This is a genomic window from Campylobacter sp. GB48 (genome assembly GCF_049221845.1).
GTDB classification, from domain to species: domain Bacteria; phylum Campylobacterota; class Campylobacteria; order Campylobacterales; family Campylobacteraceae; genus Campylobacter_D; species Campylobacter_D lari_C.
The window spans coordinates 16,969-37,437 of the sequence record NZ_JBMJAR010000002.1 but is presented as its reverse complement, the minus strand read 5'-3'; the positions used below and the strand labels follow the sequence as shown (position 1 = coordinate 37,437).

Annotated in this window: 21 protein-coding genes; 12 read left to right on the top strand and 9 right to left on the bottom strand. The window is 29.5% G+C overall.

Annotation, left to right across the window (positions count from 1 at the left end):
• Position 1 precedes the first annotated feature (1 nt).
• Together ACOTVC_RS01560 and gltS are read left to right on the top strand one after the other, a co-directional pair.
• Positions 2 to 1,342: a TolC family protein gene (locus ACOTVC_RS01560; RefSeq protein WP_421627517.1), complete on the top strand. Its 1,341-nt coding sequence runs from the start codon at positions 2 to 4 to the stop codon at positions 1,340 to 1,342.
• A gap of 115 nt (positions 1,343 to 1,457) precedes the next feature.
• Positions 1,458 to 2,666, top strand: a complete 1,209-nt coding sequence (gene gltS, locus ACOTVC_RS01555) for a sodium/glutamate symporter (RefSeq protein WP_039641630.1) — start codon at positions 1,458 to 1,460, stop codon at positions 2,664 to 2,666.
• A gap of 23 nt (positions 2,667 to 2,689) precedes the next feature.
• Here the strand turns inward: gltS and nth are convergent, their stop codons facing one another.
• Positions 2,690 to 3,316, bottom strand: a complete 627-nt coding sequence (gene nth / locus ACOTVC_RS01550) for an endonuclease III (protein ID WP_039618455.1) — start codon at positions 3,314 to 3,316, stop codon at positions 2,690 to 2,692.
• A gap of 79 nt (positions 3,317 to 3,395) precedes the next feature.
• Here nth and ACOTVC_RS01545 point away from each other — a divergent pair, with 79 nt between their 5' ends.
• The 5 genes from ACOTVC_RS01545 to ACOTVC_RS01525 all read left to right on the top strand — a co-directional run bounded on the left by ACOTVC_RS01545 (position 3,396) and on the right by ACOTVC_RS01525 (position 8,490).
• Entirely contained in the window at positions 3,396 to 4,211 is an 816-nt protein-coding gene (locus ACOTVC_RS01545) for a major antigenic peptide/PpiC-type peptidyl-prolyl cis-trans isomerase (protein WP_039618453.1), read from the top strand.
• Positions 4,211 to 5,275, top strand: coding sequence for a class II fructose-bisphosphate aldolase (fbaA, locus tag ACOTVC_RS01540; protein ID WP_258107514.1), 1,065 nt, complete (start codon positions 4,211 to 4,213; stop codon positions 5,273 to 5,275). Before ACOTVC_RS01545 ends, fbaA begins: the two co-directional genes overlap by 1 nt.
• Positions 5,276 to 5,350: 75 nt before the next feature.
• The gene (locus tag ACOTVC_RS01535; RefSeq protein ID WP_039626332.1) at positions 5,351 to 6,682 is read left to right on the top strand and encodes a MotA/TolQ/ExbB proton channel family protein; all 1,332 of its coding nucleotides are present in this window, start codon (positions 5,351 to 5,353) and stop codon (positions 6,680 to 6,682) included.
• Positions 6,669 to 7,619: an OmpA family protein gene (locus tag ACOTVC_RS01530; protein WP_039628394.1), complete on the top strand. Its 951-nt coding sequence runs from the start codon at positions 6,669 to 6,671 to the stop codon at positions 7,617 to 7,619. Before ACOTVC_RS01535 ends, ACOTVC_RS01530 begins: the two co-directional genes overlap by 14 nt.
• Positions 7,606 to 8,490, top strand: coding sequence for a 1-aminocyclopropane-1-carboxylate deaminase/D-cysteine desulfhydrase (locus tag ACOTVC_RS01525; protein ID WP_421627512.1), 885 nt, complete (start codon positions 7,606 to 7,608; stop codon positions 8,488 to 8,490). Before ACOTVC_RS01530 ends, ACOTVC_RS01525 begins: the two co-directional genes overlap by 14 nt.
• On the opposite strand, the gene ACOTVC_RS01520 is transcribed toward ACOTVC_RS01525, so the two are convergent.
• Positions 8,461 to 9,825 (bottom strand): sodium-dependent transporter, encoded by a 1,365-nt coding sequence (locus ACOTVC_RS01520; protein ID WP_214114752.1) that lies wholly within the window; start codon positions 9,823 to 9,825, stop codon positions 8,461 to 8,463. The two genes, ACOTVC_RS01525 and ACOTVC_RS01520, sit on opposite strands and share 30 nt — an antisense overlap.
• Positions 9,826 to 9,927: 102 nt before the next feature.
• Between ACOTVC_RS01520 and ACOTVC_RS01515 the strand changes: the two genes are divergently transcribed.
• The gene (locus tag ACOTVC_RS01515) at positions 9,928 to 11,103 is read left to right on the top strand and encodes an NAD(P)/FAD-dependent oxidoreductase (RefSeq protein WP_421627510.1); all 1,176 of its coding nucleotides are present in this window, start codon (positions 9,928 to 9,930) and stop codon (positions 11,101 to 11,103) included.
• A gap of 21 nt (positions 11,104 to 11,124) precedes the next feature.
• Here ACOTVC_RS01515 and dsbD read toward each other — a convergent pair whose 3' ends face one another.
• Positions 11,125 to 12,816, bottom strand: a complete 1,692-nt coding sequence (dsbD, locus tag ACOTVC_RS01510) for a protein-disulfide reductase DsbD (protein WP_421627508.1) — start codon at positions 12,814 to 12,816, stop codon at positions 11,125 to 11,127.
• 91 nt (positions 12,817 to 12,907) lie between these two features.
• Between dsbD and ppk2 the strand changes: the two genes are divergently transcribed.
• Together ppk2 and ACOTVC_RS01500 are read left to right on the top strand one after the other, a co-directional pair.
• The gene (gene ppk2 / locus ACOTVC_RS01505) at positions 12,908 to 13,735 is read left to right on the top strand and encodes a polyphosphate kinase 2 (protein WP_214116908.1); all 828 of its coding nucleotides are present in this window, start codon (positions 12,908 to 12,910) and stop codon (positions 13,733 to 13,735) included.
• 9 nt (positions 13,736 to 13,744) lie between these two features.
• Positions 13,745 to 14,527, top strand: coding sequence for an amino acid ABC transporter permease (locus ACOTVC_RS01500; protein WP_421627506.1), 783 nt, complete (start codon positions 13,745 to 13,747; stop codon positions 14,525 to 14,527).
• Here ACOTVC_RS01500 and ACOTVC_RS01495 read toward each other — a convergent pair.
• The 6 genes from ACOTVC_RS01495 to ACOTVC_RS01470 are packed head-to-tail and all read right to left on the bottom strand — an operon-like array spanning position 14,524 to position 19,499.
• The gene (locus ACOTVC_RS01495; RefSeq protein WP_421627505.1) at positions 14,524 to 15,288 is read right to left on the bottom strand and encodes a transporter substrate-binding domain-containing protein; all 765 of its coding nucleotides are present in this window, start codon (positions 15,286 to 15,288) and stop codon (positions 14,524 to 14,526) included. The genes ACOTVC_RS01500 and ACOTVC_RS01495 overlap by 4 nt on opposite strands.
• Positions 15,289 to 15,297: 9 nt before the next feature.
• Positions 15,298 to 15,744, bottom strand: a complete 447-nt coding sequence (gene aac(6'), locus ACOTVC_RS01490; RefSeq protein WP_214116566.1) for an aminoglycoside 6'-N-acetyltransferase — start codon at positions 15,742 to 15,744, stop codon at positions 15,298 to 15,300.
• Complete coding sequence (gene kdsB / locus ACOTVC_RS01485; protein ID WP_257904305.1) at positions 15,731 to 16,453, bottom strand: 3-deoxy-manno-octulosonate cytidylyltransferase; 723 nt, start codon at positions 16,451 to 16,453, stop codon at positions 15,731 to 15,733. Before kdsB ends, aac(6') begins: the two co-directional genes overlap by 14 nt.
• Positions 16,450 to 17,859: a threonine synthase gene (gene thrC, locus ACOTVC_RS01480; protein WP_257906296.1), complete on the bottom strand. Its 1,410-nt coding sequence runs from the start codon at positions 17,857 to 17,859 to the stop codon at positions 16,450 to 16,452. Before thrC ends, kdsB begins: the two co-directional genes overlap by 4 nt.
• Positions 17,834 to 18,772 (bottom strand): tetraacyldisaccharide 4'-kinase, encoded by a 939-nt coding sequence (locus ACOTVC_RS01475; protein ID WP_214116571.1) that lies wholly within the window; start codon positions 18,770 to 18,772, stop codon positions 17,834 to 17,836. The genes thrC and ACOTVC_RS01475 overlap by 26 nt, the downstream gene beginning before the upstream one ends.
• Positions 18,759 to 19,499: an NAD+ synthase gene (locus ACOTVC_RS01470; RefSeq protein WP_214116573.1), complete on the bottom strand. Its 741-nt coding sequence runs from the start codon at positions 19,497 to 19,499 to the stop codon at positions 18,759 to 18,761. Before ACOTVC_RS01470 ends, ACOTVC_RS01475 begins: the two co-directional genes overlap by 14 nt.
• A 61-nt stretch (positions 19,500 to 19,560) precedes the next feature.
• Between ACOTVC_RS01470 and ACOTVC_RS01465 the strand changes: the two genes are divergently transcribed.
• Together ACOTVC_RS01465 and ACOTVC_RS01460 are read left to right on the top strand one after the other, a co-directional pair.
• Positions 19,561 to 20,160: an MBL fold metallo-hydrolase gene (locus ACOTVC_RS01465; protein ID WP_214116575.1), complete on the top strand. Its 600-nt coding sequence runs from the start codon at positions 19,561 to 19,563 to the stop codon at positions 20,158 to 20,160.
• Positions 20,160 to 20,441, top strand: a complete 282-nt coding sequence (locus tag ACOTVC_RS01460; protein ID WP_087690568.1) for a hypothetical protein — start codon at positions 20,160 to 20,162, stop codon at positions 20,439 to 20,441. Before ACOTVC_RS01465 ends, ACOTVC_RS01460 begins: the two co-directional genes overlap by 1 nt.
• Positions 20,442 to 20,469 lie beyond the last annotated feature (28 nt).

The window sequence follows — 20,469 nt, the reverse complement described above, 5'->3', positions numbered from 1 at the left end:
GATGAGAATATTTTTATTATTTTTTATAGCCTTTTTTTTAAATGCTTGCGTAGGAGTAAAATTAGAGCAAGTGTCTCAAGAGCAAATAAAAAAAGAATATTTTGAAGATTTTAATGCAAGCAAGGCTTGGTGGGAAAAATATAATAATCAAGATTTAAATAATATCTTAAAAGCTATTATTGATAATAACAAAGATTTAAATGTAGCAAGAATTAATTTTTTAAGCACTTTAGCTAGATATAAGCTTTTAAATTTAGATCTTTATCCTACTTTGAGTGGAAATTTAGGTGCTAATATAAGAAAAAATTTAAACAATGGTACAGAAATGCATAGCTTTTCAAATGGTATTATGTTAAATTATGAGCTTGATATATATGGCAAAATTTCAGATCAAGTTGCTAGTTCTGAATTTTTAGCAAAAGCAAGCGAATATGAGTTGCGCTCTTTGGAGCTTGATACGATTAATTTAGCAATTAATAGTATTTTTGAATTGATTTATTTTAACGATGTAGATCGCTTACTAAACAATCATTTAAAAAATCTTGAGCAAATGCTAGAAATTTATACTACTAAATTTGATTATGGCAAGGTTGAGTATATTGATCTTTTAAATATCAAAAAGTCTTTATTAAATACTAAACAAAATATCATCACAAATTTGCAAAATAAAGACTTAACACTTAAAAATATAAAAGATTTACTAGGTAAAGATGATGAGCGTTTGATTAATAAAATGCTAAATTATACCCTTGAAGATTTTTCATTGCAAAAAATTAATTTTGATATAGAGTTAAAAATGCTTGCTTATAGACCACAAGTTCAAGCAAAACTAAATCAACTTATGGCTTCTTATAAGGATTATGTAAGTGTACAAAAAAGCATTTTACCTAGTATAAAAATATTAGGAAATTTAGATGGGAGTGATAAAAATTTTGATGAGAGTTTTAAATTTTTAATCTTAGGTGGAAATGTTGTTATTGACTTACCATTTTTGGACTTTTATAGAGTAAGACAAAATGTAAAAATTTCTGAATTTGCATACCAAGCACGCTTATATGAGTATAAAGATGCATTGCAAAGAGCCATTCATGAGTTTAAACTTTGTTATGAAAACGATAAATACTACAATGATTTGTTAAATTTAGTAAAAGACATTAATACTAATCAAGCAAAAATTACACAATTATATTTTGAAAAATATGAATTAGGGCGTAATGAGCTAAAAGATTATCTTGATGCGGATGCTTTGCTTATTAATTCACTTCAAGAACTTAGTAGAGCGAAACTATCTTTGCTTAAAAATGTTAATTTATATCATAATATAGTATTGATTTCAGAGTAAAATAGACTTAAAAATGTTTCATTTTGTAATATTTTAGTAAAGAGTAGTGTTTATTTGCGTTGTTTTTAAAGTCATTTAGATTACAATTGATAAGTAAATCAAACAAAGGAGAGGTATGAAATTTGATTTTTATGCAACGCTAGTTACTATGGTTATAGTGCTGCTTTTAGGCGTTTTTGTCATTAAAAGGGTAAAATTTCTTCGTGATTATAATATCCCTGAACCAGTTGTTGGTGGTGGAATAGCTGCGATTATTCTTTTAATCTTACATAGTTCTTTTTCACTAGACATTAAATTTGATGAATCTATGAAAGATCCGCTAATGCTTGCATTTTTCTCAAGTATTGGTTTGTTAGCTGATTTTGCTTCATTAAAAAAAGGTGGTAGAAAATTAGCAGTTTTCTTGGTAGTAGTTGTAGCTTTACTCTTTGCGCAAAATATAGTTGGTATAGGTGTGGCAACTGCTATGGGGCAAAATCCACTAATGGGACTTATAGCAGGTTCTGTTACAATGAGTGGTGGTCATGGTACAGGTGCAGCTTGGGCGGCTGAATTTATTAAAGAGCCTTATTTGTATTCTAGTGCAACTACTGTTGCGATTGCTTGTGCGACTTTTGGACTTATTTCAGGTGGTATCATAGGTGGTCCTGTTGCAAGATATTTGGTTAATAAGCATAAATTAGTGGTTCCAAAACAAAATGATGATAAAGATGCAATTTTAAATTTCCAATCTCCAGAAAAAGAAAGATTGATCACCCCTTCTTCTTTTATAGAGTCTTTAGCATTGATTGCTTTGTGTTTATTAATAGGTAGTGCTTTATCTACTTATATTAAAACAAATACAGGTTTTACTTTACCAACTTTTGTGTATTGTCTTTTTGTGGGTGTTGTTTTAAGAAATGTTTTATCAGCTACAAAAATTCACCATGTGTTTGATAGAGAAGTATCAGTTTTAGGTAATGTAAGCTTGTCTTTATTCTTGGCTTTAGCGTTAATGACTATTAATCTTTGGGATCTAGTTACCCTTGCTCTACCGATGTTGGTAATTTTAGTAGTACAAGTTGCTATGATGGCTGCTTTTGCTATATTTGTAACCTTTAGGGTATGTGGAAAAGACTATGATGCAGCGGTTTTAGCAGCAGGTCATTGTGGTTTTGGTTTAGGTGCTACTCCAACAGCTATGGTAAATATGCAAACTGTAACAAATCACTATGGCATGAGTCATATGGCATTTATTATTGTGCCTTTAGTAGGTGCGTTTTTCATAGATATAGTAAATGCCTTAGTGATTAATGCTTTCTTATATCTACCATTCTTTCATTAAAATCATCTAGCACTAATTTAGTGCTAGATTAACTTTTTATCTTTACTCTTACATAAATGATTTAAAAAACACTCTTTACATAAAGGATTTTTAGCCTTGCATGTATAACGTCCAAAAAGTACCATAGCTTGATGAAGATAGTTTAGATTATCTTTAAAAATTTTAGTTAAATCTTTTTCAGTTTCTTCAGGGGTTTTGGCTTTGCTAAGATTAAGTCTGTGTGAAACTCTAAATACATGAGTATCTACAGCCATGCAATTAGCCCCGCACCATTCTATCATCACTACATGTGCAGTTTTTTGTCCTACTCCTGCTAGAGTTTTTAAATCTTGCTCATTCATAGGGATTTCACCATTAAATTGCTCGCAAACTGCTTGAGCCATTTTGATTAAATTTTGTGCTTTATTATTGTAAAATGAGCAAGAATTGATCAAAAGCTTCAAAGATGATAAGTTTGCCTTAGCCAAATCTTGCACACTAGGATAAGCTTCAAATAAAGCCGGTGTGATGAGATTAACCCTTTTATCAGTACATTGAGCTGAAAGCATAACACAAACTATAAGTTCATAAGCATTACTAAAAACTAATTCTGTTTTTGCTTGTCCAAAATGCTCTAAAAATAATTTTTTAATTTCTAAATTTCTTTTCATAAACTTATTGTATGTTAATCGGCTTTAAATAAAGTTTAGATATAATAAAATCAACAAAACTATTTCAAAAGGAAAAACAATGAAAAAAATTTCTTTAGTTGCTGCGGCTTTGCTAACAGGTTTAAGTTTAAATGCTGCGGTGGTTGCAACCCTTGATGGAAACAATATCAGCGATACAGAAGTGAATGAATTTTTTGCTCCTATGCTAAGAGGTGCTAAAATCACTGATTTACCAGCTGAACAAAAAAAAGCAATTATTGATCAATATATCGTTCAACAACTTGTATTAAAAGATGCTAAAGCTCAAAAAATAGAAAATGATCCTTCATATAAAGAAGAATTAGAGCGTGCTAAAGAAGCTATTTTGGTAAATATCTACCAAAAGAAAATTTTTGATTCAATTAAAAATAATGATGCTAAAGCTAAAAAATTCTATGAGGCAAATAAAGATAAATTCACTAAACCAGCTCAAGTGAAAGCTAAGCATATTTTGGTAACTAGCGAAAAAGAAGCTAAAGATATTATTGCTGAGCTTAGTAAACTAAGCGGAAAAGCTTTAAATGATAAATTTGCTCAACTTGCAAAAGAAAAATCAATCGACAAAGGTTCTTCAGCTCAAGGTGGTGATCTTGGTTGGTTTGCTGAATCAACTATGGTAAAACCATTTGCTGATGCAGCTTTTTCTATGAAAAAAGGTACTATTTCTAAAACACCTGTAAAAAGTGATTTTGGATATCATATTATCTTAAAAGAAGATGCTAGAGCAAAAAGTACTATGAGCTATAATGAAGTAAAAGCAGGTATTGAAAGCAATATTAAAATGGAAGAATTTAAAGAACTTATGAATAAAAAAGCTCAAGAACTTCTTCAAAAAGCAAAAGTGGAATACAAATAATGGGCGTATTAGATCTTGTTAAGCCGGGTGTTTTAAGTGGTGATGATCTAAATATCGTATATAATCATGCAAAAAAAGAAGGATTTGCTATCCCTGCGGTAAATGTCGTGGGGACAAATTCTATTAATGCGGTTTTAGAAAGTGCTAAAAAAGTTAATTCACCTGTGATTATTCAGTTTTCAAATGGAGGAGCTAAATTTGTAGCAGGAAAAGCTTGCCCAAAAGCTGATGTGCTTGGTGCTATAAGTGGTGCAAGACATGTACATTTAATGGCAAAAGCTTATGGAGTTCCGGTGATTTTACACACAGATCATGCTGCTAGAAAATTACTTCCTTGGATTGATGCTTTGATTGAAGCAAATATTGAGTTTAAAAAAGAAACAGGTAAGCCTTTGTTTAGCTCTCATATGATTGACTTAAGTGAAGAGGATTTAGAAAGTAATCTAAGCACTTGCGAAAATTATCTAAAACAAATGTCTGAGCTTGGGATTTCTTTAGAGCTTGAGTTAGGATGTACGGGTGGTGAAGAAGATGGAGTAGATAATACTAATATCGATAATGCAAAATTATACACCCAGCCTGAAGATGTAGCGCTAGCTTATGAGAGACTTTCTAAAATTAGTGATAGATTTTCAATCGCAGCTAGTTTTGGTAATGTACATGGAGTATATAAACCAGGAAATGTGATTTTAAGACCTGAAATTCTTAAAAACTCTCAAAATTATGTAAAAGAAAAATTCAATCTTGGTGAAGAAAAACCAATCAATTTTGTTTTCCATGGTGGCAGTGGTAGTGATATAGAAGATATCAAAGCAGCACTTAGCTATGGTGTGATTAAGATGAATATTGATACAGATACACAATGGGCTTTTTGGGATGGTGTTAGAGAGTATGAACTTAAAAATAAAGCTTATTTGCAAGGACAAATTGGCAATCCTGAAGGCGATGATAAGCCAAATAAAAAATACTATGATCCAAGAGTATGGCTTAGAGCGGGCGAAGAGAGTATGATCAAACGCTTAGAGTGTGCTTTTAGTGATTTAAATTGTATCGATAGAAACTAAGAGTTTTATAACTCTTAGTTGATTTTCCTGTGAAGATTTCAAATTTTTAGAGCAAAATTAACAAAGGTTTATAAAATGGAAGTTAAAACAACTGATGATTTTTCTGATCTTGTATTGCCTGAGGGAAAAGGTAGTACAGGAATTGTTGCTTATTTAAAGATTATATTTATCCCTGCTATATTGTATATTTTAGTGCTTTTAGGATATTTTGGAAAGATTGATTTTAAAGTAGAATTACATAGTGTTGTAATGATAGGGATTATCTTTTTAGTGGCTTTGATCTTTGCTAGACACAGCGCTGATTATGCTTCAAGTATTTTTGAGCAACAAAAAGATGAATTTAAACTTATATTAAAACGCTATATTATGAAGCATTTTTTAGTTATAGGTAAAGAAACAAAGTCAAACGCTAGTTTTGATGATTTTGCTTATGCTTATGTGAAAGATTTAAGAAATGAAAATTTTGCTTCTGTGGGCGCAGCTATTTTTCCTATGCTTGGTATTTTAGGAACTTTTATAAGTATAGCCATGTCTATGCCAAATTTTAATTCAAGCGACACAGCAGGTTTAGAACAAGAAATTTCAGTTTTATTAAATGGGGTAGGAACAGCCTTTTATGTATCAATTTATGGAATTTTCTTGGCACTTTGGTGGATATTTTTTGAAAAATACGGCAGTAGTAAATTCCAAAAACTTCTTAATCGCCAAAAAAATGCAACAAGCGATTTTTTCTGGTCTAAAGAAGAAATTGATAGAAAGTATCTTCAAGAAAGTTTACAGCATTTTGAAAAAATAGGCACGATTTTTGAGCATGTAAGTAATGAGGAATTTTTTAAAGAATTAGATAATACAATAGATAGAAAATTCAAAGTTTTTCAAGAGCTTGTAAATGCTGAGGAAAAAGCTGTAAGATTAAGCAGTGAGCATGTAAAACAAACTATGAGTGATTTGTCTAAAACCCAAAGAGAACAAAAAGATATAGTTAAAACTTACAGCGAGATTGCAAATGCGGTAAATATGTTAAATTCAAACATAAAAGATTTAACTTTAAGAATTTCAGAGCAATATAACAGACTTTTAGATGTGAGTTCGGATAAAATTGTGCATTTAGATAAAAGTGTGAGTGCTTTAGATGAAAAGGTGAATAATTTTTCAAATAATATTGAAAAATATCAAAATCTTATGCTTGATAATCAAACTAAACTTTTTGAAGGTTTTAGGGCAAGTATTATAGAAGGTATGCATACTTTTAAAGAAGCATATGAAGATGAAAAAAATATCGATGAAAAAATTTCACTAATGCAAGAATTTAAAGAAGAAAGTAAAGAATTAGATGAGCAAACCACACAAGTTATTGCAAAGCTTGAAAATCAAAAAGAAGATGAAAAAATAGATGATAAAAAATAATTCTAACAATGAAGAAAATAATTTTTGGATAGCTTATGCAGATTTAATGGCGGGCTTGCTTTTTATATTTATTTTGCTTATTGGAGCTATAGTTGTTAAGTATGTTTTAACTCAAAGTGATTTGCAAATCATAAAAGAAAATCTACAAAAACAAGAAGAGCGCTTAAGAGAGAACAAAGAAGAATTAAATCAAAAAGAAGATATTTTAAAAAATCTTAGTCAAAAATTAAATAATACTTCAAGCACGCTTGATGATGTTAATAAGCAAAAACAGGCTTTAGAGGCTAATATTACTAAACTCAATCAAGATTTAAATTCAAGTTTAGATGAAAAAGATCAACAAATTTTTGCTTTGCTTGAGAGATTAAACAAAAAAGATGAAGAAATCAAAGAATTAGAGCGTAATTTTGATGAGGCAAAAAGTAAGATCAAAGAACTAGGTTTAATCAAAGAAAATACCATCAAAAATCTTCAAGCAAAATTTGATACTAATATTACTCTAGATTCTAATACAGGGGCGATAGTATTGCCTTCTGAAGTGCTTTTTGATACAAATTCTTTTACGCTAAAAGCTCAAGCAAAAGAGAATTTGAAAACGATTTTAACGCAGTATTTTGACAATATTTTAAAAGATGAAAATATCTTAAACAGCATAGAAAATATAGTCATAGAGGGCCATACAGATAGTGCAGGCTCTTATATATATAATCTTGATTTATCACAAAAACGAGCTTATGCTGTGATGAGTTTTATACACTCATTTTATAAAGATCCAAGATTGCAAAAACTTTTAATGGCAAGTGGTAGGTCTTATTCTGATGTGATTATGAAAGATGGTAAAGAAGATAAAGAAGCAAGCCGTAGAATAGAGATTAAGTTTAATATCAATACAAATAATGCTTTAGAAAAGGTTGAAAAATACCTTGATAGCAAGTAGAATTGATGTTTTAAAATACAAAGATTTTGAATTTTTACTCAAAAGAGATGATTTACTAGGTTACATCAATGGTAATAAGGCTAGAAAACTAGCCTTATTTGAAAAAAACAAACATTTATTTAAAAAAGGACAAAGATTTATTTCTTTTGGTTCTTCTCAAAGTAATGCTTTAGTTGCTTTAGCTAAGTTTTGTTACGAAAATGATTTTTTGCTCATTTTTGTTTGTGAAAAAATGAGTTCTTTTTTAAAAGAAAATCCCCATGGAAATTTAGAATTTGCATTAAAACACAATGTTGAGTTGATAGAAAATATAAATTATCCCACAAGAAGATTGCAAGCTTTAGCTTTAAAAAAAGATGATGATGTTTTTATAGAAGAGGGTGTGGCTATAAAAGAAGCTGAATTTGGATACCAACAACTAGCCTTAGAACTTAGTGAGCAGTTGAATGAAAATGTAAGTATTTTCTTACCTTCAGGCACAGGAACTTCTGCGGCTTTTTTGGCTAAACATAGCAAATTTAAAGTTTTTACATGTGCTTGTGTGGGAGATAGTGCGTATTTAAAAGAGCAAATTTTAAGCTTAGAGTCAAATTATGATTTTGATAATTTAACCATATTAAATCCACCAAAAAAATATCATTTTGCTAAGCCTTATTTGGAATTTTATGAGCTTTATCAAGATCTAAAAAAAGAATGTGGAGTAGAGTTTGATTTGCTTTATGATATGGTGGGTTTTAAAACTTTATTAGCTCATCAAGAGCAATTTGGTGGAAAAATCTTATATATCCATCAAGGAGGCCTTGAAGGAAATATAAGCATGTTAAAGCGTTATGAATATAAATTAAAAAATACCAAAATAAAAAATCACTAAGATAATCAAAGGTATGATAAACTTAACATAGTAATACCATAGTTTAAAAATACTTCCTTTTAGGGTATTTTGATTAGAAAGTTCATAAATTGCATCTTTTTTAAGCACCCAACCTACATATATACAACAAAAAAATGCGGTTAAAACAAAGAATATGTTTCCACTAATAAAATCAAAGCTATCAAAAATATTTTTTCCTTTGATGATAGTAATATCTTTTAAAGGACCATATGTAAGTATGCATGGTAAATTTCCCAAGACAAAAATACTTCCAAGCGTTAGATTGATAGCAGTATTTTTAGCTAGTTTAAATTTTTCTTCCAAAACACTGATGATTACTTGATAAATTGGCAAGCTTGTAGTAAGTGCAGCGATGATTAAAAGCAAAAAGAAAAACACGCAAATTATACTTCCAAAAGGTATATGTGAAAATGCAACAGGTAAGGTCTTAAAAACCAAAGATGGCCCACTATCAGGGGTTAAACCTACGCTAAATAAAGCTGGAAAAATCATAAAACCAGCAAGCACTGCTATGAGGGTATTTAAAATTCCTGTATAAACAGAAGTTTTGATTAAATTCTCATTTTTCTTAAGGTGAGATGATAAGGTTATCATTACCCCAAAGCCTAAAGATAGGGCAAAAAATACTTGTCCTAAAACATCTATAAACAATTTAGGAGTGATTTTGGAAAGATCAGGAGTAAGGTAAAATTTCACGCCCTCACTTGCTCCTTCAAGTGTTAAATTGCGTGCAACAACAACCAAAAGGCAGATAAATAAAAATGGCATAAGGTATTTTACTGACTTTTCTATGCCATCAATCACACCTTTTTTTAAGATAATCCAGTTAATTATTACAAATATAGTAGTAAAAATTCCTATTAATAAAGGATTATTTTCTATAGTAGAGCTATAAAATTCGCTTGTATATTGAGCATTAATGGGACTTGAAAGATTAAAATCACCTATGATGATTTTAAAAATATAAGCTAAAACCCATCCGCCTATTACCATATAATAAGCCATGATTCCAAAACTACCTAAAAGTCCCATGTAGCCAACACCCTGCCAAGAATTAGATATTTTAATTCCATCACTTGTTTTTCCACCAAAAGCATCAACTGAATTTAGCATTCTGCGTCTTCCTATAACATTTTCAACCAAAATCACAGGAATTCCTATAAAAATCATAGCTATACAAAAGGCTAAAACATAAGCACCGCCCCCATTTTCACCTACTAAGTATGGAAAACGCCAAGTGGCTCCAAAACCAATAGTCGCTCCTGCTACTGTAAGGATATAAGTTAGCGTATTGCTCCAAGTTTGTCTTTGCATGCTTTTTCCTTGCTAAATTTAAATAAAAAATATTTTAAGATAAAAAATAATACCATTATGCCAAATTTTTATTTATTTTTTTATCAAATTAAAGGAAAATCCATGCAAAAAAAGAAAATTTTATTTTTAGGTGCAGGATATGCTACTTTATCGGCTATAAAAGCCTTGCCTGATGAGTTTTTTGAAAAAGCACAAGTGAGTTTGATTAATAACAATTCTTATCATTATCATACTATTTTACTACACAAAGTAGCTTCAAATGAAGATATTTATAGCTCAAAATATGATCTTTTATCTTTATTAAATCCAAAAATTAACCTTATCCAAGATGAAGTTTTAAAAATTTCTAAAGACAAAGTTTTTACTAAAAATAATGAATTTGACTTTGATATTTTAGTATGTGGGCTTGGTTTTGCTAAAGAAACTTTTGGCATTAAAGGTATGCAAGAATATGCTTTGAGTATAGATAATTATGAAAATGCTTTAAAAATTAATGAAATAATATATGAGAAAATAAAAAATTATAAAACCACTCAAAATGAAGATGATTTAAAAATCACAGTTTGTGGTGGGGGCTTAAGCGGGGTTGAATTTGTAGCTTCTTTAGCCAAAGAGCTTAAATTCTTTTGCCAAAAAGAGCAAATTGCTTATGAGAAATTAGAACTTTCTATTATTGAAGCTATGGATCAAATTTTACCTATGTTTGATAAAAGTTTGGCTTTAAAAGCAAGGCAAAGGCTAGAAGCACTTGGTGTGAAAGTATATGAAAAATCTAAAATCATAGAATGTGAAAAAAACGGCATAAGACTTGATGGGGGAGAATTTGTTAAAGCTAATACTATCATTTGGACTGCAGGAGTTAGAGGTAATAGTGTTATAGAAAATAGCTCAGATTTTCCAAGTGCAAGATCGCGTATAGAAGTAGATGCTTTTATGCATCCATTAAATGTTGAAAATGCATCAAGATACTTTTTTATAGGTGATAATAGTTTATTTAAAAATCCTAAAACCAATACCCCTTATCCTCCAACAGCCCAGCTTGCATTAAGAGAAGGGGCTTATGTAGCTAAAGCTTTAATGGCTATGATTGATGAGAAAGAATTTAAACAAGAATTTTCTTTTATAAGTGGAAATACCGTTTGTTCTATCGGAAAGGATTATGCAGTTGGCACGGTTTTACATAAACCAATTAGTGGTTTTTTAGCAATAAAACTTAAAATTTTTATAGAAAAACTATGGCAGTATCAGCTTGAAGGATTGAAAGGTTTTTTGAAATAAAATTAATTTTAAATAGAGTTTTTAAGGAACTCTATTTAAAAATTCATTTGCATCTACATAGCCTATAATACGTCCTTTTTCCTCACCTTTGTTAAAAAATATCATTACAGGAGGCCCAAAAACTCCAAATTCTTTCATAAGAGCTAAATCTTCTTGGCTATTGTGTGTTACATCTGCTTTTAAAAGCGTGTAATTAGCAAGCAAATTTTGTACTTTTGTATCTGTAAAAGTATATTCTTCTAAGAGTTTGCAGTTTTCACACCAAGCGGCTGTAAATTCAAGCATGACTGGTTTGGTAGAATTTTGTAATTCTTGCTCAAGCTCTTTTAAATTTTTGATGGTTTTAAAACTTAAACTAGAGCTATTTTCTTTTGAAGCAAGGTTAAGTTCAAGAGGTTTTAGCAAGCTTTTTGAGCCCATTGAGCCGCCTAAAATCAGACTTAAACTATAAGCTAAAATTAAAATCATACTTGCTTTTTTAAATTTATCAAAATTAGTTTTTGCTTCATCAAATAACCCCATAAAGCTAGCAAAAAATACCCCTATAACCCCATAAAGCATTAAAATGATGTTTGCACTAAGTATTCTTTCTAGCATCCAAACTGCCATGATGAGCATGATAAAGCCAAAGAAAATCTTTATCTTAAGCATCCAAGCTCCACTTTTTAAAAAACTTCCTCCAAGTCCTATTAAAAGTAAAGGCATACCCATACCAAAACTCATCACAAATAAAGAAAGTCCTCCTAAAAATACATCACCGCTATTAGTAATATAAAGCAAAGCCCCTGCTAAAGGTGCAGCCACGCAAGGTCCTACAATAAGAGCTGATAAAAAGCCCATAATAGCTATACCAAAAACTCCGTTTTTGCCTTCTATTTTTTTATTGATAAAATTTTGAAATTTAAGTGGTAGTTGTAATTCATAAAGGCCAAACATAGAAAGTGAGAGCAATACAAAAATACCCGCAAAAGTAATGATAATCCAAGGTTGTTGTAATAAACCTTGTACATTAGCACCTGCAAGGCCTACTAAAGCACCTGCTATAGCATAAGCTAAAGACATAAAAAAGACATAGATAAAAGATAAATAAAAGCTATGTTTTTTAGATGGTTTATCTTTGAGTTTCATTGCAATTAATGAAGAAAGAATAGGTATCATTGGTAAAATACAAGGAGTAAGTGCTAATAATAAGCCATAACCAAAAAAAGTTAAAAGTGTGATAAATATATTTTGTGTGCTTAAATCATTGGCAATTTGCTCATCTTCATTTTGCTTTTTAAATTGATCTTTGGCTGATCTTATAGTATAAATTCCATTTTGTCTATCAAGTTCATAATTTACATATACAGGACGATAGCATAAACCTTCTTCTGAGCAACCCTGATAAGCTAGGGAAAGTTTTGCTTTGTTATTTTTAATAAAATCATCTAATAATAATTGAGGTATAAAAAGTTCAAGTTGGCTAAAGATTACTTCTTTGTTTTCTCTCGTTTGAGTTTGTGGGAAATTTAATAAAGAAGTAATGTTATTAGAGTCTAATTCTACTTTGATTTGATCTTTGTAAAGATAAATTCTATCTGCAAGATTGATTTTTAAAAAAATTCCTTGATTGTTACTATGGGTATTGAGTTTAAAAGCTTCATTGAGTGATAATACTCCATTATTAGCAAAAGCTAAATTGAAAAAAATAAAAAATACCGCTAAAAAACGCATTTTTCTCCTTGAAATTGAAAATAAATTTGTTTTATTTTACTTATTTGTGGTAAATTTAAGTTAATAATTATCCTAAATTAAGGAGCCTGTTATGGACAAGGATAAAATTACTCTCATTAAGGTAAAAAAATCAACGCTTGAGTATGAAAGTGAGCTTAAAAGATTGCAAATTGAGCTTTTAAAATTTCAAAATCATGTTAAAGATAAGGGTTTAAAGGTTTTGATTTTAATCGAAGGACGCGATGCGGCAGGAAAGGGTGGTGCTATTAAAAGATTAATTGAGCATTTAAACCCTAGAGGTTGTCGTGTGGTAGCGCTTGAAAAACCAAGTGATGTAGAGAAAACTCAGTGGTATTTTCAACGTTATGTAACACATTTACCTGCAGCAGGAGAAATAGTGATTTTTGATCGATCATGGTATAATAGAGCAGGTGTTGAACCTGTGATGGGCTTTTGTACTCCAAATGAGCATAAAAAATTCTTGCGCGAGGTGTCTTCTTTTGAAGAGATGTTGCTTGATAGTGGAATTTTATTTTTTAAATTTTATTTTTCAGTTTCTAAACAAGAGCAAAAAAGACGTTTTGAACAAAGAAGAACAGATCCACTAAAACAATACAAATTATCTCCAGTCGATGAAAAATCCCAAGAATTGTGGGACAAATATACCCTAGCAAAATATTCTATGCTTTTAGCTTCCAATACTCCAAAATGTCCTTGGATAATTATTAATTCAGATAGTAAAAAGAAAGCAAGAATCAATTTGTTTAAGTATTTACTTAGTGTTTTAGAATATCCAAATAAAATTAAAGATAAGTATTTTAAATACGATAAAAAATTAGTGCGTAGTGGTGAGGAGGAAATTCGCAAAATGGAGCTTAGTTTAAATGATGAAAAACTTAAAAAATTTGATAAAAAATAAGGGATAGAATTGAGTTATCTTTTTATAGTACGTAGTAAATTTAATGAACATAAAAAAATTAATCTAAAAGTATTTTTATTCAATGCTTTTTTGTTGGTTTTTTTATTGTTTTTATTTTTTTATTTGTCTTTTTTAAGCGCTAGTTATAATTTTGATTTTGGGGCAATTTATGAATATAAAGATAAAATGATACAAGGTTTTTTTACAAGTTTTTTTATTAGTGTTTTATCTTTGATTGTAGGTGTGATTTTTGCTTTGATTTTATGCTATATGAGTCTTTGTAAAATCGTGCTTTTTAATATGTTCGCAAGGGTTTTTATAGAACTTATCAGGGGTACGCCTTTGCTAGTGCAAATTTTATTGATTTATTATATTTTTGCGGATAATTTGGGACTTGATAATCGTTATATTTGTGGAGTTTTGATTTTAGCTTTATTTGCTAGTGCTTATATTTGTGAGATATTTAGAGCAGGGATTTTAAGTGTTGATAAAATGCAATATGAAAGTGCTAAGGCTCTGGGTTTGAGTGAGTTTGAAATTTATAAAAGCGTGATCTTTCCTCAAGCTTTAAAAAATATCTTAGCACCACTAAGTGGACAACTTAGTAATTTGATCAAAGATAGCTCTCTTTTAAGTGTTATAGCTATTTCAGAATTAACACAAAATGCTCAAGAAATCAATGCTTTTACTTTTTCAACTTTAGAAATTTACATTCCTTTGGCACTTTGTTATTTGGTTTTAACTTTACCTATTTCTATGTTTTCAAGAAAACTTGAAAAGAGTTTTTCTTAAAAGAAAAACTCAAGCTTTTGTTCTTTGAAGACTTCTTGCATATCTTTGAGGTATTTTTGACTTAGCTTATCAAAAAGACCATTTTCTTTAGATTTTAAAATAAACTCATTGAGCTCTTCTTTTAATTTGGTATTGTTTTTATTTAAAGCTATAGCCCATTGCTCAGGTGTTTTTTCAAAAGGAGTAAAAATAGCTTTTGTTTGTTTAGGATGTTTTTTCCATGCTTTATAAATGCTCATTTGATCATAAATAAAAGCATCAGCTTTTGCTTGAATGACTTCTAAAATAGCCGCATTTTCTTTATCAAATACTAAGATTTTTGCATTTTTAAGATTTTTTTGAGCATATAAATGTGCACTTGAACCTCTTTTTAAAGCAAGTATTTCCCCTTTTTGATTTAAATCTTCTATGGAATTAATATTTGATTTTTTAGCGCTTAATATCGCTAAATTTGCCTTAGCATAAGGCAAGGTAAAATCTATTACTTTTTTTCTTTGTTCACTTATACTCATAGAAGACATGATGAGATCTATTTTTTGAGTTCTTAAAGCAGGTATAAGTCCATCCCAAGCTATGTTTTGGATTTTTAAATCATAGTTTTTTTCTTTGGCAAAGGCTTGTAAAAACTCCACACTAATACCACTTGGATTACCTTTAATATCACTCATTTCAAAAGGAGGATAAGCTAATTCCATACCTACAATTAATTCTTTTGCATTGAGTGTAAAAAACAATGCAAGTAGTAAAATAATTTTTTTCATGTTTTTTCCTTAATTTAGTTTTTTTATAAAACAAATAATTTTATTAACTTCTTTGAAGTCACATTGCATATGGAAATTAAAACTATCAATATTTTGTAATTCGCAATCACTAGCAAATTCACTAATTTTTTGATTTAAAATCCATTGTTCGCAATATGTTAGTAGTTTTTTCGCATAATATTTTTTTCTGAAATTTTCTCTAATGTAAATTCCTTCTAGGTATCCTACTGGAGTACTAGAGCTACCTTCTACATAATCATACCTTATACTAACATATGCTAAGCCTATGCACAATTGCTGTATTTTAAGTAAAAATACAGCATATTTTTGATCTTTTAATATATTTTCAAATTCATGCTTTAATTTTACAATGGGTTTGTTAAATAATAAACTTGCTAATATTAATACATCTTCTAAGTCATTAATGTTTGCTTGGTAAATTTTAAAATGATCCAAATTTAGCTAAAGCCCTTTCATAATCTTCTTTTGTATCTATACCTATGCTTTGGCTTTGTATTTTTAACATTTTGATTTTTTTGCCATTTTCTAAGGCTCTTAATTGTTCTAGTTTTTCGCATTCTTCTAAAGCTGAGTTTTTCAAAGTGCAAAATTCTTGTAAATTTTTAACCCTATATGCATAAATTCCAAGATGAGCTTTAAAATTTTGTTTATAATTTGCTCTTTCATAAGGAATTTTAGATCTTGAAAAATATAAAGCATAATCATTACTATCAGTAACTACTTTAACCAAATTAGGATCATCGCAAGCTTTTGCATCTATTTCTTTATAACAACTACTCATAAAACAAAGCTCATCTTTAAAAGCTTTTTGGCTAAATTCTTTAAAATCTTTAATATTTTGTGTTTCTATAAAAGGCTCATCAGCTTGGACATTAATGATTAGCTCATTTTCATTTAGTTTTAAAATTTGACAAGCTTCATTGATCCTATCAGTGCCACTTTCGTGATTTTTACTTGTTAAAACTGCTTTTACATTATGTTTTTGCGCTATTTTTAAAACCTCTTCATCATCAAGCGCCACACACACTTCATCAACTTCTTGCATTTTTTTAGCTGTATAAATAAACATAGGTAAATTATCAATCTTGCATAAAATTTTATTTTCAAAACGACTTGATTTTAATCTTGCTGGTATGATTATCATTGTTTTATCCATTTTATAATAGTTTGTTTTAGATTTTTGAGTTTGCAAACTTGATTTTGCTTTTGTGTGCTTGTAAATAAACTTGCAATATTTGGATGAATTTCTTGTTTAAATTCTTTTGCAAGTTCTTGCATACAAGCTTGTTCATCTTGGCATTCTTTATTATAAACTGCTTGATACATGCTTGGAGTAAATTTACTCCATTGTGCTGTGGAAGTGATAAGCGTAGTAATGTTAGAATCAAGCATTTTAAAGCAAGTGCAAGTGTGAGGATCTAAAAGTCCTAAGTGGCTGTATTGTTTGATATATTGCATACACTCATCATCATTACAAAAATCAGCTTCAAAGTCTTCTTGTAAAAGCTCTAGTTCTTTTTGGCTAAGCTCATAATATTTTTCATTCTTTAAAGCCTGCATTAACTCTTTGGTGCGTTCATCTTTAAATTTATCAAAAAGTAAGCGTTCTATATTTGATGATATAAGTATATCCATAGCAGGAGAAATAGTCTTTTGTAAGCTTTTATTTCTTAAATCATATTTGCCTGTATTAAAAAACTCACTTAAGATATTGTTTGAATTGGAAGCAATTTTAATTTTACCTATATTTGCTCCCATTTTTTTAGCATAATAAGCTCCCAAAGCATCGCCAAAATTTCCACTTGGAATGATGATATCTATTGTTTTGTCAATTTTCAAACTAGCATAGTAATGATAGATGATTTGAAAAAGTATTCTTCCAAAATTAACTGAATTTGCGGCACTTAGACTTAACTTTTCTTCTTTTAAAGTATTTTTAAAATCCTCATCATTTAAAAGCGCTTTTAGAGCATTTTGCGCATCATCAAAATTACCTTCAATGGCTATGGATTTTAAATTGCTTGCATTTGAATGTGTCATTTGTAAAGCTTGAGTTTTACTTGTGCCTTCATTTGGGTAAATACAAACTACTTTTATGCCTTTTTTATTTTCAAAGCTTTTTAATGTTGCAGGCCCTGTATCACCACTTGTAGCGCACATGATTAAAAAATCATCATCTTTTTTTAAGTGTTCTAAAAGCACGCCAAAAGGCTGTAAGGCCATATCTTTAAAAGCTCTTGTTGGTCCATGGAATAATTCATTAATATAAAGCTTATCATTGATTTTTTTCAAATTAATAGGGCAGGTTTTATCATCAAAACTCTCATAAGTTTTCAAAGCTTTTTCAAAAACTTCAAGCTCTAAATCAAAATCAAAAGCCGCGATGATTTTTAAGGCTAATTCTTTGTAGCTTAAATTTTTTAAAGCTTCATTATCAAGCTTTGGTAGATTAAGTGGCGCATATAAAGCATTATTAGGTGCACTAGGGCTAAGTAAGGCTTTTGAAAAGCTTACTTGATGGTTTTTATCTTGGGTTGAGTGTAGCAACATTTTCTTCCTTTTTGTTAAATTTATCAATATAATCTTGCAAAACTTGCTTAAAGCTATCTTTTAAAGCAATATCAAGATGAATAAGTTCAGTTTTAAAACCAAAATCTTTTACTTTCACATAGTCTTTAAAGGTTAGCATTAAGGTGTCACAATTGTGTTTTTTTAAAAGTTTTTCTAATTCTTCTTTTTTGAAAGTATAATGATCAGCAAAAAAATAACAAGCCCTAGCTTTGATAAAATGCTCATATAACCTAAAAGGTTTTGCAATAGAGCTTATTAAAATGGCTTTTTGATTTTCTTTTACATGAGAATAACGCACAAAGTCCTCGTTTTCTTTAGCTATAAAATCAGCCCTTTTAGCAAAAGATTTTGGTAAACGATAAGCCCCACTAGGTAGGGTAAAATCAAAAAATGGCTCATCTTTACTTTGCAGTAAAATATTAAGCTTTTTAATGTGAAATTTAGAAAAAGCATCGTCTAAAAGTATGATCTTTGCTCCAAGCTCGATAGCTTTTTGTATACCTTTAACCCTATCTTCGCTTACTATCACTCCGCCAATATGCTTTGTAAGTGCATATTCCATAGCTTCATCGCCACTTTCTTTAATATTGCATAAAATTTCATCTTTATGCTTAACGATGATTAAGCCTTTGCTTTGTCTTTTGTAGCCTCTTAAAATGATAAAACAATTTTCAAATTCAGCTGCTATGGCTTTACAAATGGGAGTTTTTCCATTGCCTCCTAGGGTTAGATTGCCTATGCTTATAATGGGTAAATTAAAATCAAGTTCTTTTTTAAATTTAGTATTTAAAATAGCTATAATCATATATAAAAAGCTAAAAGGCAAAAGCAAAAAGGCTAGAGTTTTTTGCAAAAAATTAGGTTTAAAAAAATAGCGATCAAGCCAAGTCATATGTATTCTTTAATGTTGTTGGAAGTTTTCTTTTAAAGGCATTATTTTGCACACGCTCTAAGACTAAATTTTTTAAATTCTCATCAAATTTTTCTAAGCTTTGATTATTTTCTAAAGCTTTTAAAACTTCATCTAAAACTTCATATTTATAGCCAAGATCTTTTTCATCGCTTTGATTTGGCCAAAGATCAGCACTAGGGGCTTTTTGTATGAAATTTTCATGCACACCCATAAAATTAGCAAGCTCAAAAACTTCACTTTTATAAAGTGTAGCCAAAGGATTAAAAGCACAAGCTAAATCCCCATAAATAGTCCCATAACCAAGCATAAGTTCGCTTTTATTAGAAGTACCTACTACTAATGCTTTATGCAAGGCTGAATAATCATAAAGCAAGCTCATACGCACTCTTGCAGCTAAATTCCCAAAGCGTAAAGGGTTTAAGTCTTGACAAATTTTTTCATAAGCACAAAGTACTTCATCAATATAAATGATCTTATGATGAATTTGCAAATCTTTACAAAGCATTAGCGCATCATCTAAATTTTCTTTTTTAGAATGTTTTGTAGGCATTAAAAGCACAAAAAGTTTTTCACCTACTGCTTTTTTGCAAAGATGAGTTACTAAAGCTGAATCTATCCCACCACTTAAACCTAAGATGAGATTTTTATCTCCTGCTTGTTCTTTTATAAAATTGATCAATAATTCTTGTAATTTTGTATAATTCATAAAAAATCTTTAAATATTAATTTTTTAAAATTATATTTGATTTAGTTAAAAGGAAGTTTATATGCGTATTTTAAAACAACCATGCGGAATGTATGAAACAAATTGTTATATTATAGATCATAATAACAAGCAAATCATCATTGACCCAGGTGAAAATGCTTATGAGTTTATCAAAGAAAACGCAAGCAAGCCTTTAGCTATTTTAAATACTCATGGTCATTATGATCATGTTTATGATAATGCTAAAGTTAAAAAGGTTTATGAAATTCCACTTTTTATCCATAAAGATGATGCTTTTATGTTAAAAGATCCTTTTAATTATGGTTTTGAACATTCAAATGCTGATGTGTTAATAGAAAATGAAAATGAATTTAGTATAGATGAGTTTAAGTTTAAATTTCATCATTTCCCAGGGCATACTCCAGGGTGTTGTATGATAGAGTTTGTGGGTGAAGATGTGCTTTTTAGTGGAGATTTTTTATTTTACCGTAGTATTGGTAGATGGGACTTTCCTTACTCAGATGCAGCTAAGATGAAAGAGAGTTTATTAAAAGTTTTAGCTTATGAAAAAGATTTTAGATTGCTTCCAGGGCATGGAGAAGAAAGCATTTTAAAAGAAGAACAAAAAGCAATTCCTGCTTGGTTAAGGTATTTTCACTAATGGATAAGGTTTTATATTTTTTAAGTTTTTTGCTGATTTTAAGTGCGTTTTTGAGTTTTTTTAAACCTAAAGAAGCAAAAAAGAAATTTTTTCACAAATGCCCATGTTTTAGAGCGGTGGAAAATGGTTTAATGAGTAGAATTTGCATTTATGCAGGAAGTTTTGGTTTTATGTATTCTGTGCTTTATATAGGATTTGGAGTGTATGATAAAAAGCTTTTTATGATTTTGCTTTTATCTTTTGCGATATGGTATTTTGCTTGGGTTTTAAAAAAAGAGTAAAAAACTATCATTAAAAATGTTAAAATAC

What these genes read in the sequence shown, in the direction of transcription:
- ACOTVC_RS01560 (WP_421627517.1), top strand. Translation starts at nt 2, where the DNA reads ATGAGAATATTTTTATTATTTTTTATAGCCTTTTTTTTAAATGCTTGC.
- gltS (WP_039641630.1), top strand. Translation starts at nt 1,458, where the DNA reads ATGAAATTTGATTTTTATGCAACGCTAGTTACTATGGTTATAGTGCTG.
- nth (WP_039618455.1), bottom strand. Translation starts at nt 3,316, where the DNA reads ATGAAAAGAAATTTAGAAATTAAAAAATTATTTTTAGAGCATTTTGGA.
- ACOTVC_RS01545 (WP_039618453.1), top strand. Translation starts at nt 3,396, where the DNA reads ATGAAAAAAATTTCTTTAGTTGCTGCGGCTTTGCTAACAGGTTTAAGT.
- fbaA (WP_258107514.1), top strand. Translation starts at nt 4,211, where the DNA reads ATGGGCGTATTAGATCTTGTTAAGCCGGGTGTTTTAAGTGGTGATGAT.
- ACOTVC_RS01535 (WP_039626332.1), top strand. Translation starts at nt 5,351, where the DNA reads ATGGAAGTTAAAACAACTGATGATTTTTCTGATCTTGTATTGCCTGAG.
- ACOTVC_RS01530 (WP_039628394.1), top strand. Translation starts at nt 6,669, where the DNA reads ATGATAAAAAATAATTCTAACAATGAAGAAAATAATTTTTGGATAGCT.
- ACOTVC_RS01520 (WP_214114752.1), bottom strand. Translation starts at nt 9,825, where the DNA reads ATGCAAAGACAAACTTGGAGCAATACGCTAACTTATATCCTTACAGTA.
- ACOTVC_RS01515 (WP_421627510.1), top strand. Translation starts at nt 9,928, where the DNA reads ATGCAAAAAAAGAAAATTTTATTTTTAGGTGCAGGATATGCTACTTTA.
- dsbD (WP_421627508.1), bottom strand. Translation starts at nt 12,816, where the DNA reads ATGCGTTTTTTAGCGGTATTTTTTATTTTTTTCAATTTAGCTTTTGCT.
- ppk2 (WP_214116908.1), top strand. Translation starts at nt 12,908, where the DNA reads ATGGACAAGGATAAAATTACTCTCATTAAGGTAAAAAAATCAACGCTT.
- ACOTVC_RS01495 (WP_421627505.1), bottom strand. Translation starts at nt 15,288, where the DNA reads ATGAAAAAAATTATTTTACTACTTGCATTGTTTTTTACACTCAATGCA.
- kdsB (WP_257904305.1), bottom strand. Translation starts at nt 16,453, where the DNA reads ATGATAATCATACCAGCAAGATTAAAATCAAGTCGTTTTGAAAATAAA.
- thrC (WP_257906296.1), bottom strand. Translation starts at nt 17,859, where the DNA reads ATGTTGCTACACTCAACCCAAGATAAAAACCATCAAGTAAGCTTTTCA.
- ACOTVC_RS01475 (WP_214116571.1), bottom strand. Translation starts at nt 18,772, where the DNA reads ATGACTTGGCTTGATCGCTATTTTTTTAAACCTAATTTTTTGCAAAAA.
- ACOTVC_RS01470 (WP_214116573.1), bottom strand. Translation starts at nt 19,499, where the DNA reads ATGAATTATACAAAATTACAAGAATTATTGATCAATTTTATAAAAGAA.
- ACOTVC_RS01465 (WP_214116575.1), top strand. Translation starts at nt 19,561, where the DNA reads ATGCGTATTTTAAAACAACCATGCGGAATGTATGAAACAAATTGTTAT.
- ACOTVC_RS01460 (WP_087690568.1), top strand. Translation starts at nt 20,160, where the DNA reads ATGGATAAGGTTTTATATTTTTTAAGTTTTTTGCTGATTTTAAGTGCG.